At 30.3% G+C, this 14,869-nt stretch carries 16 protein-coding genes; 2 read left to right on the top strand and 14 right to left on the bottom strand.

Going from position 1 to position 14,869, the window contains the following annotated elements; all coding sequences use genetic code 11:
• Positions 1-245: 245 nt before the first annotated feature.
• The 13 genes from GQR92_RS13355 to GQR92_RS13295 all read right to left on the bottom strand — a co-directional run bounded on the left by GQR92_RS13355 (position 246) and on the right by GQR92_RS13295 (position 11,813).
• Positions 246-1,367, bottom strand: a complete 1,122-nt coding sequence (locus tag GQR92_RS13355) for an ABC transporter permease (RefSeq protein WP_158840343.1) — start codon at positions 1,365-1,367, stop codon at positions 246-248.
• Positions 1,368-1,406: 39 nt separating this feature from the next.
• Positions 1,407-2,513 (bottom strand): ABC transporter permease, encoded by a 1,107-nt coding sequence (locus GQR92_RS13350; RefSeq protein ID WP_158840341.1) that lies wholly within the window; start codon positions 2,511-2,513, stop codon positions 1,407-1,409.
• A 109-nt stretch (positions 2,514-2,622) separates the two neighbouring features.
• Positions 2,623-3,009 carry a GxxExxY protein gene (locus GQR92_RS13345; protein ID WP_158840339.1) on the bottom strand — a complete coding sequence of 129 codons (387 nt, stop codon included), beginning with the start codon at positions 3,007-3,009 and terminating at the stop codon, positions 2,623-2,625.
• A gap of 300 nt (positions 3,010-3,309) precedes the next feature.
• Positions 3,310-4,038, bottom strand: coding sequence for an ABC transporter ATP-binding protein (locus tag GQR92_RS13340; protein WP_158840337.1), 729 nt, complete (start codon positions 4,036-4,038; stop codon positions 3,310-3,312).
• Positions 4,039-4,112: 74 nt separating this feature from the next.
• Positions 4,113-5,015 (bottom strand): ABC transporter ATP-binding protein, encoded by a 903-nt coding sequence (locus GQR92_RS13335; protein WP_158840335.1) that lies wholly within the window; start codon positions 5,013-5,015, stop codon positions 4,113-4,115.
• Positions 5,016-5,453, bottom strand: a complete 438-nt coding sequence (locus tag GQR92_RS13330; RefSeq protein ID WP_158840333.1) for a hypothetical protein — start codon at positions 5,451-5,453, stop codon at positions 5,016-5,018.
• A gap of 32 nt (positions 5,454-5,485) precedes the next feature.
• Positions 5,486-6,376 carry an HlyD family secretion protein gene (locus tag GQR92_RS13325; RefSeq protein ID WP_158840331.1) on the bottom strand — a complete coding sequence of 297 codons (891 nt, stop codon included), beginning with the start codon at positions 6,374-6,376 and terminating at the stop codon, positions 5,486-5,488.
• A 102-nt stretch (positions 6,377-6,478) separates the two neighbouring features.
• The gene (locus GQR92_RS13320; protein WP_158840329.1) at positions 6,479-7,729 is read right to left on the bottom strand and encodes a TolC family protein; all 1,251 of its coding nucleotides are present in this window, start codon (positions 7,727-7,729) and stop codon (positions 6,479-6,481) included.
• Between the two features lies 1 nt (position 7,730).
• A complete protein-coding gene (locus GQR92_RS13315; RefSeq protein WP_158840327.1) occupies positions 7,731-8,342 on the bottom strand; it encodes a TetR/AcrR family transcriptional regulator in 612 nt (203 codons plus the stop codon).
• Positions 8,343-8,434: 92 nt separating this feature from the next.
• Positions 8,435-8,731 carry a hypothetical protein gene (locus GQR92_RS13310; protein ID WP_158840325.1) on the bottom strand — a complete coding sequence of 99 codons (297 nt, stop codon included), beginning with the start codon at positions 8,729-8,731 and terminating at the stop codon, positions 8,435-8,437.
• A gap of 15 nt (positions 8,732-8,746) precedes the next feature.
• Positions 8,747-9,820, bottom strand: a complete 1,074-nt coding sequence (gene cydB, locus GQR92_RS13305; RefSeq protein WP_158840323.1) for a cytochrome d ubiquinol oxidase subunit II — start codon at positions 9,818-9,820, stop codon at positions 8,747-8,749.
• A 3-nt stretch (positions 9,821-9,823) separates the two neighbouring features.
• Positions 9,824-11,155 carry a cytochrome ubiquinol oxidase subunit I gene (locus GQR92_RS13300; RefSeq protein WP_158840321.1) on the bottom strand — a complete coding sequence of 444 codons (1,332 nt, stop codon included), beginning with the start codon at positions 11,153-11,155 and terminating at the stop codon, positions 9,824-9,826.
• Positions 11,156-11,234: 79 nt separating this feature from the next.
• Positions 11,235-11,813 (bottom strand): methyltransferase domain-containing protein, encoded by a 579-nt coding sequence (locus GQR92_RS13295; RefSeq protein WP_158840319.1) that lies wholly within the window; start codon positions 11,811-11,813, stop codon positions 11,235-11,237.
• 104 nt (positions 11,814-11,917) lie between these two features.
• Here GQR92_RS13295 and nadA point away from each other — a divergent pair, with 104 nt between their 5' ends.
• Positions 11,918-12,913 carry a quinolinate synthase NadA gene (gene nadA / locus GQR92_RS13290; RefSeq protein WP_158840317.1) on the top strand — a complete coding sequence of 332 codons (996 nt, stop codon included), beginning with the start codon at positions 11,918-11,920 and terminating at the stop codon, positions 12,911-12,913.
• Between the two features lie 10 nt (positions 12,914-12,923).
• Positions 12,924-14,510 carry an L-aspartate oxidase gene (nadB, locus tag GQR92_RS13285; protein WP_233269864.1) on the top strand — a complete coding sequence of 529 codons (1,587 nt, stop codon included), beginning with the start codon at positions 12,924-12,926 and terminating at the stop codon, positions 14,508-14,510.
• Positions 14,511-14,563: 53 nt separating this feature from the next.
• Here the strand turns inward: nadB and trxA are convergent, their stop codons facing one another.
• Entirely contained in the window at positions 14,564-14,863 is a 300-nt protein-coding gene (trxA, locus tag GQR92_RS13280; RefSeq protein ID WP_158840315.1) for a thioredoxin, read from the bottom strand.
• Positions 14,864-14,869 lie beyond the last annotated feature (6 nt).

The following is a 14,869-nucleotide window of genomic DNA, read 5'->3' as shown; positions in this document are numbered from 1 at the left end:
TGTTCTATTATCTAGTACAAAAGTAAGTTTAGAATACATGGTGGTCTGTAACTTATGTTACATGCTATAAAACAAAAAGAGAGCATAAAGCTCTCTTTTTTTCAAGATATTGAAACCAACCAACATCTTTAACCAACTAAAACTGATAACCACATCAATTTACTTTTCTGTCTCAAAATTTATAATGATTAGTAAAGATAAATTCAATTTAAAACCTACACAGTAACTTATGTTACACAAATATTTTAGTTTGTTTTCTTATAACTCCAAACAGCTAAACCATTCATAATTACAGCATAAAACAACGTTTTTAATAACTGCGGAAAAATATCTGTAAAACCAGAACCTTTTAACATGACCATACGCATTACCTCAACAAAATATTTTATGGGGTTAAACTCAGTAACCACTTGCGCCCATTTTGGCATACTTTCTATGGGGGTAAACAAACCGCTCATTAAAATAAAGATAACGGTAAAAAACCAAGCAATAAACATGGCTTGTTGCTGTGTGTCTGTAAAATTAGAAATGAATAACCCAATGCCTAAAATCACCAAAATATAAATAGACGTGTATAAGTACATAAGTGGTAAACTACCAATCATAGGGACGTTAAAAATAACTTTTGCTAAAATTAGTCCAACCGTTAATAAGCCCATTCCAATAACCCAAAACGGAAAAAGTTTACCAATTATAAACTGACTCTTTTTAATTGGAGTTACATTTATTTGCTCTAAGGTTCCTATTTCTTTTTCGCGAACAACATTCATTCCTGATAAAAACAAAGTAATCATAGTTACCAATAAAACAAGTATTCCGGGAACCATAAATGTTTTATAGTTCAATGTTTTATTATACCAAAATAAAGGGATCGTTTCTATGCTAACAGGTTGTATTTGTTTGTCTGAAATTTGTACAAGATCTATTTTTAAATGTTGATTAAAACGTTGTACAATCTGAGTTACATATACATTTTCTACTCCAGCTGCTGCACCATCAATGGCATTAAGTGTAACCCCTAATTTATTGTATTTTTCTTTTTGTAAATCTCGTTCAAAATAGTGTGGAATTTGTAAAAGGACATCTACCTCGCCTTTTAGCATCGCAGAACTAGCCAATGCTTCTGAAGGGAAATCTGTTAATACATTAAAATAGGTAGAAGCATTAAATTTTTCTATTAATGCTCTTGAAGTTGCTGTATGATCATTATCTATATAACCAAATTTAATATTCTTTACTTCAAAAGTAGCCGCATTAGATAAAATAACCAGTTGCAGTAATGGTAAAACAAAAATAATTGGAAGCATCCCCTTATTTCTAAAGATTTGCTTAAACTCCTTTTGTATAATGTATAGAATTGTTTTCATATTTTACCGCTTACTGAGAACTGAATATTGTTATCTATTTTACTCTAACCTAATTTTATATTTCTTAACACTTAATGCAATAAAAAACACTGTCATTCCTAATAAAATTAAAGTTTCTTTCCAAACATATTCAATTCCAACACCTTTAAGCATAATGCCTTTTATGATGATGATAAACCATTTTGCAGGAATAATGTTACTAATAATTTGTAACGGTAAAGGCATGCTTGTTATAGGAAATATAAAGCCAGATAATAAAATTACAGGTAGCATTAACCCCATTAAAGAAATCATCATGGCAGTTTGCTGTGTTGCCGAAATTGTTGAAATTAGAATACCTAAAGCCAAAGCTGAAATAATAAATAAAACACTTTCTAAACCTAAGAGCAAAAAGCTTCCCTGAACAGGCATTTTAAATATAAAAATACTTAGCAAGACAATTACAATAGCATTAATAATAGACAGAAAAATATAAGGAAATACCTTACCGATGATTACTTGAAATGGTTTTAAAGGCGATACTAAAAGTATTTCCATGGTTCCTAATTCCTTTTCTTTGGTAATTGAAATAGAAGTCATCATTGCAGAAACCAGCATTAAAATAATAGTCATAACTCCAGGAACAAACATATACACACTTTTTAATTCTGGATTGTAAACCATACGTGTTTCTGGTATAATTTGATAGGCAATTGTAATGTCTTTATTTAATTCCTTCTGATATTTTTGAAGTATTGCATTTACAAAATTGCTGATGGTATTGGCAGTGTTAGGATCTGTAGCATCCGTAATAATTTGAATAGTTGCTTTATTTTCTTTCAAAAGGTTTTTACTAAAGTCTTTTTCAAAGTTTAAAACAGCTTTTACATGTCCTTTTTTAAAGATAGTTTCTATATCAGCTTCTTTTTCTATAATTTGTTTGATACTAAAATATTTTGAAGCAGCAATTTTATGAATAATTTCTGCTGTAGTTGCATCTTTAGAGTGATCTAAAATAGCAATATCTACATTATTGATTTCGTTGGTAATTGCAAAACCAAATAGCATAATTTGAGCAATTGGCATCCCGAAGAGAATAAACAACGAGCGTCTATCCCTAAAAATATGGTAAAATTCTTTTTTTATGAAGCCTATAAATCTTTTCATTTAATATTTTTTTCTTCTGTGGATACATCTCCCGCTGATTTCACAGATTAGCGCAGAATTTTTTTACAGTTATTTTCTACGTAAATCTGCGTTATCTTCGGGACACTTTTTATAATCCATTTACTTTTCTAAAAATACCTTTTGTGATATTGTCTTCATTAAAATTGACTAATATTCCTAATTTTAAACCTGATAGTTTTAAATAAGTAAGTACTTGTTTATGATGTACTTTTGCTAATTTTTCTACAGATTTTATTTCTATTATTACCTTATCATTTACTAATAAATCTAATCTATAACCATTATCGAGTTTAATGTCATCATAAAATATTGGTAATATTACTTGTCTTTTAGCGGATAAACCTTCATTTTCTAATTCGTAGGATAAAACAGTTTCGTAAACTGATTCTAACAAACCTGGACCTAATTCATTATAGACCTTAAAAATTGCTCCTCTAATTATATAAGATATTTCATTTTCTGTTTTTTCTTCCATAACTGTTTCTTTTTTTCATTTTATCCGCGTAAACCTGCGTTATCTACGAGAAACTTTTTTATTTAGCTCTGCCGTAAACTTTTTCTCATTATCCCTTTAATTATAAAAACGGAACATTCTTCTTTTTTAGTTATACTCCCACTAATTCAATAGTTAATCGCAGATTTTTTTATCAATGTATGTCATTTTTATGCTCAAATCTGCGTTTTCAGCGGGCAACGTTTTTTACTTTTTTTCTTTCGCGGATAAACGTTATTGTTTTTTTTACTGAATACTGCTACTGTGACTGAATACTATTTCTCATCCTCTAGCCAATTTTAAAAACACGTCATTCATATTATCAACCTTAAATTGTTCTTTCAATTTCTTCGGAGTATCTAAAGCTTCTATTTTTCCGTTTACCATTATGGAAACACGATCGCAATATTCTGCTTCATCCATATAATGTGTCGTTACAAAAACGGTGGTTCCTTGATGGGCAGCTTTGTAAATCAATTCCCAAAACTGACGCCTTGTAATCGGATCTACGCCACCTGTGGGTTCGTCTAAAAACACAATTTTTGGATCGTGAAGCAAAGACACAGAAAACGATAATTTTTGTTTCCAACCCAACGGTAATGAACCTACTAATTTTTTAGCAACACTTTCTAAGCCTAATTCTGCTATTAAAATTTCAGATTTTTCTTTGATTATTTTTCTAGACAAACCGTAAATTCCACCAAAAAAAGTAATGTTTTCTTTCACCGTTAAATCGTCATACAAAGCAAATTTCTGACTCATATAACCAATGTTTTTTTTAATATCTTCGGCATGTGTGTATACATCAAAACCAGCAACTTTTGCAGCTCCAGAAGTTGGCTTAGAAATACCAATCAGCATTTTCATAGCCGTTGTTTTACCTGCTCCATTTGCACCTAAAAAACCAAAAATCTCTCCTTTTTCAACTTCAAAAGAAATAGCATTCACAGCAGTAAAATCTCCAAATGTTTTGGTTAACCCTTCTACTTCTATAACATTGTTACTACTCATTATTTTTTCTGTTTTGTATCATTGAACCCAGTCTTGATATTCAAAATAGTTCTCCACTGCGCTCTAACTGATACTTATTTTGCTAATTCCATAAAAGTATCTTCAATCGTTGGGGCTGTTTTTTCTATGCTGATATTGGTTAGGTTTTTAGACTTTAAAAATGTTTCTAACTCCGTTGGATTAAAATCTGACCTACCATCTGTATAATGTACAAATTCTCCAAAAGGATACACACTATGATTGTGTTTATACTCCTTTAAACTATTAATAAGCTGATACATATTATTAGCACCTACATTGTAAATTTGTTTTGGATACTGTTTTACAATGGCTTGTGGCGTATCTATTTCTAAAATTTTCCCAGCCTGAATTAAGGCAATTCTGTCACACAAAGCTGCTTCATCCATGTATGGCGTAGAAACCAAAATAGTAATCCCCTTTTGCTGCAATCGTTTTAACATTTCCCAAAATTCTTTTCTAGAAACTGGGTCAACTCCCGTTGTAGGTTCATCTAAAAACAACACTTTTGGCTTGTGAATTAAGGCACAACACAAAGCTAATTTCTGTTTCATTCCTCCAGATAATTTCCCTGCTCTTCTATTTTTAAAAGGTGCTATTTGAATATAAATATCTTTAATTAAATCGTAATTTTCTTCGATCGTTGTTCCAAAAATGGTAGCAAAAAAATTCAAATTCTCCTCAACGGTTAAATCTTGATACAAAGAAAATTTCCCAGGCATATAACCCACATTCTTTCTAATACTTTTATAGTCTGTAATTACATCAAAACTAGCAACACTCGCAGTACCTTCATTGGCAATTAAAAGCGTAGTTAAAACTCTAAACAAAGTTGTTTTACCTGCTCCATCCGGACCAATTAACCCAAAAAGTTCACCCGGTTTCACTGTAAAAGAAATGTTTTCTAAAGCTTTTACTTTTTTATACGATTTTGATATGTTACTAATTGTAATACTCATTTATTCAAAATAATCAGCATATGCATTAATACTATCCTCGATACTTTGTTTCAATTTTGCGGCATCTTCAGTAGTTTTTGTTTTAGAAAGTGCATCAATTTTTGCCATTAATGGTAAAAGCCAAATGTGTAAATTATCATGTGAATCACCTTTCATTGAGCAATTTTTTATCACGTAATTCTTATCATTATTAAGTTTTTCTGCCAATTGATAATATTCCTCTAACGTATTTGTAGATGCTTTTTTAAGGCTTTTTTTCATTTTTAAAATGCCTTCATTCGTTTCTGAATTAGCTAACCATTTATCACCATTATTTAACTTAATTTCTTTGACCCAAGTATTAGAATACACGCCATTGGTTTCAATAGAAACTTCCTTTTTACCGTCTTTACAACTTACTAAAGTTATGAGTATGATTGTTAAAAATAATTGTTTCATTGTCTTTATTTTTATTGATTATAATTATTAACTTAATTGTTTAACCACATTTCTGCTGGCATCCCTATTTTTAAACTTCCATCGTTTGCAACATTAATTTTTACAGCATATACCAAGGCAACGCGCTCTTCTTTGGTTTGAATAATTTTAGGTGTAAACTCTGCTTCAGAAGCAATCCAACTAACAACACCTTCAAAAGATTTCATTGTATCTGTAGCATCAATTTTAACGGTAACTTTTTGTCTTATTTTAATATTTGCCAATTGCGTTTCACTAATATAAACACGCAATTCCATCGTACTTAAATCTGCAATTTTATATAAAGATTTTCCAAAAGAAGTAATTTCATTTGGCTCTGCATATTTGGTTAAAACGGTTCCGTTTGCGGGATTAATAATTTTACTTTTCTGAATTTGATCATCAATTTGTTTCAATTGAACATCGATAGATTTTAGCTCATTCACAACAGGTGCATTCTGAATTTCTACACTCTTAATCTGACTTTTAATAACATCTATTTCTCCGGAAACGTCATCGAGTTGCTTCTGTGTACCTGCATTATCTTTAATTAAGTTTTCTATTCTAACTTTATTAATTCTGACAGCTTTTAATTTGGAATTTAACACAGAAATTTGTGACAATACTCCTTTAGATTTTGAACTAATTACAGATTTAGATACCATTAATTGTTCTCGTTTTAAAGCCAATTGTACAGTATCTATATAACCTACAAATTGATCTTTTTTAAGTTGATCGCCTTCATCAATAGTAAACTGAATTAGTTTTCCGTTGTTTTCTGCAGAAATGATTATTTCTGTAGCTTCAAAATTCCCATAACCATCTGCTTTTCCATTGTCTTTTACGCAAGAAAATAATGTTGTGGCAATAATGCTTACTATTAATATGTGAGTGTATTTTTTCATTTTAGTTCTTTTTTTTATTTTTTTTCCACTGATTTCACAGATTATCGCTGATTTTTTTTGCAAACTTTTTATCTTCGTAGATCTGCGAAATTTGCGGCGTATTTACTCTCCTTTTATAGTATTGTAATTTGTTTTTGCTAATTCTATTTGTATTTTATGTTTTAACAAAGTGTTTTCTGCTTCAAATAAATTGGTGAATTCTGTTGTGTAAATTGATGATGTAATGACCCCATTTTTAAGTTGAGAGTCAAACGTCTTCAATACCTTTTTACGAAGTGCTATAATCTCTAAATCAGAATTTATAAATGCAGTAATTTTTTCAATTTCCTTTTGCTGCTTATCCAATGCTATATTGGTATTTAATTTAAAAATTTCCGTTTCATTTTCTATAAAATCTTTATTGATGGCAACCACTTCTTGCTGTTTTTTATTGGTATTCCAATCAAAAACATTCCAATGTAATTTAACACCAACGGTATAAAACGTTTGAAAAGAATTATCCAACATATTTAATCCGGGGTTACCATAACCACCAGTTGCAAAACCATTTAATCTTGGTGAATTTTGTTTAGAAATAAGCGATTCATAATTATTTATTTCTTCTTTCTTTAATTGAAATAAGTCTAATTCAGGTCTATTTATTGCACTTTGTAATTGCGTTTTTATTAAAGGTTTTTCAAATTTTGTTTCGCTATTTAAAGATTCCCCAATTAAACTCGATAACGTTTCCATTAAAGATAATTTGTTACTTTCAACCTCAATAAATTGCTGTTTAATTTTTAATAATTCAGCCTCCAAAACAGTATCAGAAGCAGGTAATAATGTTCCGTATTTAATACCCGATTTTACTTCTTTTAATTTAGTTTGTAACTGAAGCTCTTTTACCTCTAATAATTTTAAAGATTCTTGTGTTAATAAAATTGAAAAATAAAGCTGATTAATTTGCGTTTTTAGTTGATAGATAGATGTTTCAATATTTTTCTTTTTCGTCTTTAATGCGGCAGCCTTTACTTTTAAATTAGCTGCAGTGGCGCCGCCATTATAAATTAACTGATTTACGGATACAGTTGCTCTATATTGATCTTTATTTTGCGGCTCAATACTAGACATTGCAACAGGAAATTCTATAACATCTGATTGATACGTTGCTTGTGCATCAATATTAAATTGAGGCAATTTAGAATTAGAAATAATTTCTGCATCTTTTTGATGCTGATTTTCTAATAATTGATGTTGCTTTACCAGAGGATAATTTATCTCTAGCAATTGATAACAATCAGTAAGCGTTAAACGCTCTTGCGAAAATGTAGAAACACTAATGCTTGCTATTAAAATGAATACTATTTTTTTCATCTTATATTTTTATTGAATTAATAATAAAATCTGCAACCGCAGTTTTGCGCTCTTCTATTATTTGTTGAAATGTTATATCATCTGCATCTATCAAGTTTTGAATTAATGGTTTTGCTATAAAGGGAAATACATTTAAAGCCAAAATATTAATAAACAATTGTGCTGCATTTATCTTTTTGATATTGCCTTTTTTTACTTCAAAATCAACTTGTTTTCTAAACTTTTCAAGACTTGGAAACGCACTACTTTCCTTCATTTTTAAAATGAAATCAGGATTTCTATTCAATTCTTGAATAATAAAATTTGGCAGATAAGGATGTTCTGCTATAAATGAAATATAGTTTGATGAAAAATGTCTCACCTTATCCTCTATAGAGGAATCATCATTTAAAATGGTATTTAATTGCGGAGCTAATAATGAAAATGCATTTTTAAAAACGGCCTCAAAAAGCAACTGTTTACTTCTATAATAATAGTGAAGCATGGCTTTGTTAATATCCGCTTCATCTGCAATTTCTTGCATACGAGCACCATCCATCCCTTTTGTTTGAAAAATGGATTTTGCAGCTTCTAAAATTAAACTTTCGGTGTTTTCGTTTTTCTTATTTTTCATTATCAACTAAATAGTTTAACCAACTAGTTAACAAATGTATAATGAACTGTAAACAAATAAGATGACTTATATCATGTAAGCTAAATAAACAGTTATTTATTTAGCTTATTATAGATTAGTTTCAGAACTATTAACCCAAAAACACCTCCTAGAGATGAAACAATACAGTTAATTAAAAATAAAGAAGTATTAAATGTTCCGTTTTGTACTATTGATTGCGGATTAAAGCCCAATCGTCCAAAAAACTTTATCAAAAATATACTTCCAAAAACCCCAGCAATTGTATTTCCAACAATGCCAAATGAATATTTCTTAAAAACAAAACCTGCACTAATAGCACCAATGATTCCTACCAAGATACTAATTAAAGAAATTAAGGTTTCTGTCATAATAGTAGTATAAGACTAATGTCCGTAATCCATTTTATCAACCTTACCACCCATTAATCTTTTTTGAATAATCATATATACAAAAAGTAGGATAAACCCAATAACTCCCCAAGTTAAAGCAACAGACAATCCGTATTCAGACGTGGTAGTGTTATAAATAGTTAAAGGCTCATTAATATCATTAACAGAAGGTAGTAAAACAGGGAATAAAGATGCCAATGAAGATGTAATTCCTCCTAAAATTAATAAAGTAGAGAATACAAATCCATAAATATCTTTTTTTATTTTTTTGATAAAAAACAAGCCCATGATTCCTGTTAAATAAATAATAGGAAATACCATAAAGTAGGGTTTATCAACAAAATTATACAAAGAATTAGGATTCACTATTTGCCAAACGAATAAAGAAAAAACAGTAAGAACTGCTAACACAATATTCAAATTAAAAATAACGCCTTTTAGTTTTTTATTAATAGATGAATTGGTTTTTAAAATAACCCAATTAGCACCATGAATTGATAAAGTAACCACAGAAATTAAACCAATAACAATAGTAAACCAGTCTATAACTCCAGGGTGTTCTGTTAATGGACTAAAACTACTGTCCCACAATGGCAAGAAAAAATAATGCCCTTCGTAAACAGAAACTCCATTTTCTACACCACCTAAATTTACACCTCTTACAATATTCCCTAAGGCAATTCCAAAAAACAATGCTAACAGTAAACTAGAAACTCCAAATGATTTGTCCCAAATGTCTTTCCACATTTGAAAATGAAACTGACTTCTAAATTCTAACCCAATCGCTCTAAAAATAATTAACCATAGAACAATGATTAATGGCAAATAGAAACCACTAAAAACAGATGCATAAAAAGTAGGGAAGGCCATAAAAAGCATTCCACCAGCGGCAACTAACCAAACCTCATTAGAATCCCAAAACAAACCTGCAGATTTTGCAATTACTTCTTTATCTTTTTCTTTTTTAGCAAAAAACAGATGAATGATTCCTGTACCAAAATCATACCCATCTAAAATAAAAAATACTGCTAAAACAATTGCTATTATAATGTACCAGAAAATTTCCATAGTTTAATGTTTTTGATGTTTAGGACCTTCATTAATCGTTTTACCAACTAAAACTAAAAATAACAAACCTAGTAGCATATATAAAGCAACAAACCCTAGTAAAGTGAATAAAGTATTACCCGATGAAACCGTTGGCGAAATACCATCGCTTGTTTTTAATAAGCCATACACCAAATAAGGTTGCCTACCTAATTCTGCTGTGTACCAACCCGTAAGATTTGCAATGTATGGAAACGGTACTAAAAACATAATTACCCAAAGTAAGGGTTTTAAAGTATACAATTTTCTGCGCCATAAAAAGAAAAGTGAAAGTAACATAACACCAATAAAAATAGTACCTAAACCAACCATTATATGATAAGAATAATAAAGCGCCGGTATATTGTCTGGCAATTCTTCTTTTTTAAATTGATCCATTCCCGGAATTTGTTTATTCCAATCTTGGTGCGTTAAAAAACTTAAAATGTTTGGTACTGCAATTTTATTATCTAATTTTTTTTCAACCATATTTGGCTGACCAACCAAAACAATTTCTGCTCCGGCTTCTTCGGTTTCAAAAATTCCTTCCATAGCCGCAAAAGCAGCTGGTTGATATTTAGCTACGTTTTTGGCATTCCAATCTCCTGTAGGAAAAGCCACTAAAAGACTTGACACTAAACCAAAAATTACTCCTGTTTTTAAAAATAGCTTTCCGTATTCAACTTGTTTTTTTCTTAAAAGGTAAAAAGCACCAATACTTGCTACTACAAAAGAAGAAGTTACCACTGATGCCAATTGATTATGTAAAAAAGCAGGCAACAACCATGGGTTTGTAAACAGTGCAGAAAAGTTTTCTAATACGAATTTACCGTTCTCTAAAACCTCATAACCTACAGGATGTTGCATCCAAGCATTGGTTGCTAAAATAAACCAACCACTTGCCCAAGAACCTAAAAACACTAAGAAACCTGTTAAAAAATGGAGTTTTTGTCCCATTAATTTTTCTCCAAAAATAAAGAGCGCTAAAAAAGACGATTCTAGAAAGAAAGAAAACATCCCTTCCATTGCCAAAGTCTGACCAATAATACCTCCTGTTAGTTCAGAAAATTTTGCCCAATTGGTACCAAATTGAAATTCCATCGGAATTCCTGTGACAACACCCATTGTAAAATTAACAGCAAAAATTTTCATAAAAAATTTGGCTGCATTGTTATATTTTTCGTCATTATTTCTTAAATATTTCCATTTAAAGAAAACAATCATTAATGACAATCCCATTGTTAATTGCGGAAATATGTAGTGGAAAGTAATCGTAAATGCAAATTGCAATCGATCATAAAAGAGCATGTCTTCCATATTGTGGTTTTAAATAGTAAAAATACAAAAACAAGGCTATTTATCTGTAACATTTATCACAAACAGTTCGCTTTTATAATTACTTTTCTAACTTTATAAATAACTCCATTTCTACTCTATTAGGATACGAATTATAACAAGAATCCATTTTCTGTATTTTAAAAAATGGCTTAAAATAATTTAAATACTCTTTTTTACTTCCACCAAAAGGTGGATGATCTTCATTTAGTTTTGCATCAAAAAGCAAACCTACCAATTTACCCTTAGCTCTTAATAAGTGATGCATTTTTAACGCATACTTTTCTCTTAAAAGTGGATCTATAGCACAAAAGAAAGTTTGCTCTATCACCAAATCAAAAGTAGTTTCGACATCAAAAAAATTAGCATGAATTAGTTGTTCTGATGGAAACGCAGGAGCTCTCTTTTTTAAGTTTTCTAAAGGAATTTTAGAAACATCAACCACATAAACATTTTTAAAACCATTGTTAAAAAGGTATTCTGCTTCATAAGAATTTCCACCACCTGGAATTAGAATTTTTAAATTCTTGTTTATTAGTTGATCAAAATACGTTTTTAATGGTGGTGACACTTCTCCTAAATCCCAACCAATCTTATTATTCGTATATTTTTTTTCCCAAAAGGCTTCTGAAAATTTCATTTTATAGTAAATTATAATCAATATTTAATAGAATGAGGTCAATCATTTTCTTAGCAACAAAATAGAGTTTATATTTGCACACTAGTTCAAAATAAACATTTTTTATGGAAACTTTAGAAACTGCAAAGAAAAATCTTACTGAAAAAGGATTTTTAGATATTAAAACTCCTGATATTAATTATGTCGAGGAGATTTTAAAGCTAAAAAAAGAAAAAAATGCAGTTCTTTTAGCGCATTATTATCAAATTGATGAAATTCAAGAAATTGCAGATTTTGTTGGTGATAGTTTAGCATTAGCACAACAAGCTGCTAAAACAGATGCAGACATGATTGTTTTTGCGGGTGTTCATTTTATGGCAGAAACCGCTAAAATATTAAACCCAACAAAAAAAGTTCTTTTACCAGACTTATTAGCAGGTTGTTCTTTGGCAGATTCTTGTCCGCCAGAAGATTTTGCCGCATTTAAAAAACAACATCCAGATCATCTTGTTGTTACTTATATTAATTGTTCGGCAGAAATTAAAGCTTTAAGCGATTACGTTTGTACATCGTCTAACGCAAGAAAGATAATAGACTCTATTCCTTTAGACCAACCTATTATTTTTGCTCCTGATAGAAATTTAGGCGCTTATTTAAACAAAGAAACAGGTAGAGAAATGTTACTTTGGGACGGAGCTTGTATGGTACACGAAGCTTTTTCTATGGAAAAATTGATTGACTTATATAAAGAGCATCCTGATGCCGAATTAATTGCGCATCCAGAATCTGAAGCACACATGCTTAAGGTTGCAAAATATATTGGTTCTACTTCTGGACTTTTAAATCATGTTAGAAATAGTGAAAAGAAAAAGTTTATTGTAGCTACAGAAGCTGGAATCTTGTTTCAAATGTTGCAAGAAAATCCTGATAAAATAATTATTCCTGCTCCTGCAAAAGAAGACAACACTTGTGCTTGTAGTGAGTGTGCTTATATGAAAATGAATACAATGAAAAAATTGTATTTGTGTTTAAAACATGAATTACCTGATATTGAAGTTGATGCAGAATTATGTAAAAAAGCAATAATTCCTATTAACAGAATGTTAGAACTTTCTAAATAACACCTTAAAAATGTTACCTGATAAAAAAATAATCTTCACTGACTTTTTAGTGATTGGTTCTGGTATTGCTGGTTTAACTTTTGCGCTAAAAACGGCCACAGAGTTTAAAGATGCAAAAATCACAATTATTACAAAAGACGAACAAAGTGAATCTAACACAAAGTATGCCCAAGGTGGAATTGCTACTGTTTACAACAAAGCGGTAGATAGTTTTGAGCAACATATAAATGACACTTTAGTTGCTGGTGATGGTTTGTGTGATGAAGAAGTAGTAAAAATGGTGGTAGGTGATGCCCCAAAAAGACTGCAAGAATTAATTGATTGGGGAACACAGTTTGATGAAAATGAAAAAGGAGATTACGATTTAGGTCGTGAAGGTGGACACTCTCAAAATAGAATTTTACACCATACAGATATTACTGGAGGAGAAATTGAACGTGCACTATTAGCAAAGGTAAATGCACTTAAAAATATTGATTTTCTTACCCATCATTATGCAATTGATTTAATTACCGAACATCAAACTAAAAAGAGAAAGACAAAACGAAATGGAAAAATTTCTTGTTATGGAGCTTATGTTTTAGACGAGAAAAAGGCAAAAGTAAAAACTTTTGTAAGCAAATTTACCGTTTTAGCGTCCGGAGGTAATGGACAAGTATATGAAACCACCACTAACCCTGTGGTTGCTACTGGCGATGGAATAGGAATTGCATACCGTGCAAAAGCAGAAATTTCTGAAATGGAATTTATTCAGTTTCACCCAACAGCATTATACAATCCAGGAGAATATCCTGCTTTTTTAATTTCCGAAGCTGTAAGAGGATTTGGTGCAAAATTAAGAGATTACAATGGTGATTTCTTTATGCATAAATACGATGAAAGAGAAGAATTAGCTTCTAGAGATATTGTTGCTAGAGCTATAGATAATGAATTAAAGAAAAGTGGAAAACCGCATGTCTATTTAGATTGTACTAATTTAGATATGGAGAAATTTATAGAACATTTTCCTAATATTACAGAAAAATGTGCTACTTTAAATATTGATGTAACCAAAGATTATATTCCGGTTGTACCAGCATCTCATTATATCTGTGGGGGCGTAAATGTGAACAAAAAAGCAAAGACATCTATTAAGAAATTATATGCTTGTGGCGAGGTAACTAGAACTGGTTTACATGGCGGAAATAGATTGGCATCTAATTCTTTATTAGAAGGCTTAGTATATGCTCATAACGCTTTTTTAAATGTTTCTAAAAAATATAATAGCGCTAAAATGCCAAAAGATATTCCTGTTTGGAATGACAATGGCGTTATTAAGAATATGGAAAAAATATTAATTGCTCATGATAGAAATGAAGTAAAAACTATTATGACCAATTACGTTGGTATTGTTCGTTCTAACGAGCGCATAAAACGTGCTGAGAAAAAGCTAAAGGTACTTTACGAAGATAACAAGCGCCTATATGATCACTCGGAGCTTTCTGTAGATTTATGTGAATTAAGAAACTTAATTACAACGGCATATTTAATTACGCAATTCTCTAAAAAGAGAACTGAAAATTGTGGAGGTTTCTACAGTTTAGACTGCATTAAATAAAAAAAGCATCTAAATAATTTTAGATGCTTATAACTATATTGTACTTATAATAATTAATTATTAGCATTATTTATAACAGTAATTAGTGCTGCCTTTTGTACAGCTCCAGATTGCCTCCAAACTTGTTTACCAGATTTATATAATATTAAAGTGGGTACACCTCTTACTTGGTATTTTGCTGCTAAAGATTGATTTTTATCAACATCAATTTTAATAATAGAAACCTTATTTCCCAAAGTATCTTTTACTTCTTTTAAAATAGGGCTCATTGTTTTACAAGGTCCGCACCATTCTGCAAAAAAGTCTACTAAAACAGCTTTATCTTGATTTATTATTTCTGTAAAACTACTCATGCCTAA

The sequence above is a fragment of the Polaribacter sp. L3A8 genome (assembly GCF_009796785.1).
Classification (GTDB): Bacteria; Bacteroidota; Bacteroidia; order Flavobacteriales; family Flavobacteriaceae; genus Polaribacter.
The sequence above is the reverse complement of the archived record's forward strand: the minus strand, read 5'-3'. Positions and strand labels throughout refer to the sequence as shown.

Coding starts and splice junctions, on each gene's coding strand:
- GQR92_RS13295 (WP_158840319.1), bottom strand. CDS start 11,813: ATGAAATTTTCAGAAGCCTTTTGGGAAAAAAAATATACGAATAATAAG.
- cydB (WP_158840323.1), bottom strand. CDS start 9,820: ATGGAAATTTTCTGGTACATTATAATAGCAATTGTTTTAGCAGTATTT.
- GQR92_RS13335 (WP_158840335.1), bottom strand. CDS start 5,015: ATGAGTATTACAATTAGTAACATATCAAAATCGTATAAAAAAGTAAAA.
- GQR92_RS13340 (WP_158840337.1), bottom strand. CDS start 4,038: ATGAGTAGTAACAATGTTATAGAAGTAGAAGGGTTAACCAAAACATTT.
- GQR92_RS13315 (WP_158840327.1), bottom strand. CDS start 8,342: ATGAAAAATAAGAAAAACGAAAACACCGAAAGTTTAATTTTAGAAGCT.
- GQR92_RS13320 (WP_158840329.1), bottom strand. CDS start 7,729: ATGAAAAAAATAGTATTCATTTTAATAGCAAGCATTAGTGTTTCTACA.
- GQR92_RS13300 (WP_158840321.1), bottom strand. CDS start 11,155: ATGGAAGACATGCTCTTTTATGATCGATTGCAATTTGCATTTACGATT.
- GQR92_RS13350 (WP_158840341.1), bottom strand. CDS start 2,513: ATGAAAAGATTTATAGGCTTCATAAAAAAAGAATTTTACCATATTTTT.
- nadA (WP_158840317.1), top strand. CDS start 11,918: ATGGAAACTTTAGAAACTGCAAAGAAAAATCTTACTGAAAAAGGATTT.
- GQR92_RS13325 (WP_158840331.1), bottom strand. CDS start 6,376: ATGAAAAAATACACTCACATATTAATAGTAAGCATTATTGCCACAACA.
- GQR92_RS13330 (WP_158840333.1), bottom strand. CDS start 5,453: ATGAAACAATTATTTTTAACAATCATACTCATAACTTTAGTAAGTTGT.
- GQR92_RS13345 (WP_158840339.1), bottom strand. CDS start 3,009: ATGGAAGAAAAAACAGAAAATGAAATATCTTATATAATTAGAGGAGCA.
- nadB (WP_233269864.1), top strand. CDS start 12,924: ATGTTACCTGATAAAAAAATAATCTTCACTGACTTTTTAGTGATTGGT.
- trxA (WP_158840315.1), bottom strand. CDS start 14,863: ATGAGTAGTTTTACAGAAATAATAAATCAAGATAAAGCTGTTTTAGTA.
- GQR92_RS13355 (WP_158840343.1), bottom strand. CDS start 1,367: ATGAAAACAATTCTATACATTATACAAAAGGAGTTTAAGCAAATCTTT.
- GQR92_RS13310 (WP_158840325.1), bottom strand. CDS start 8,731: ATGACAGAAACCTTAATTTCTTTAATTAGTATCTTGGTAGGAATCATT.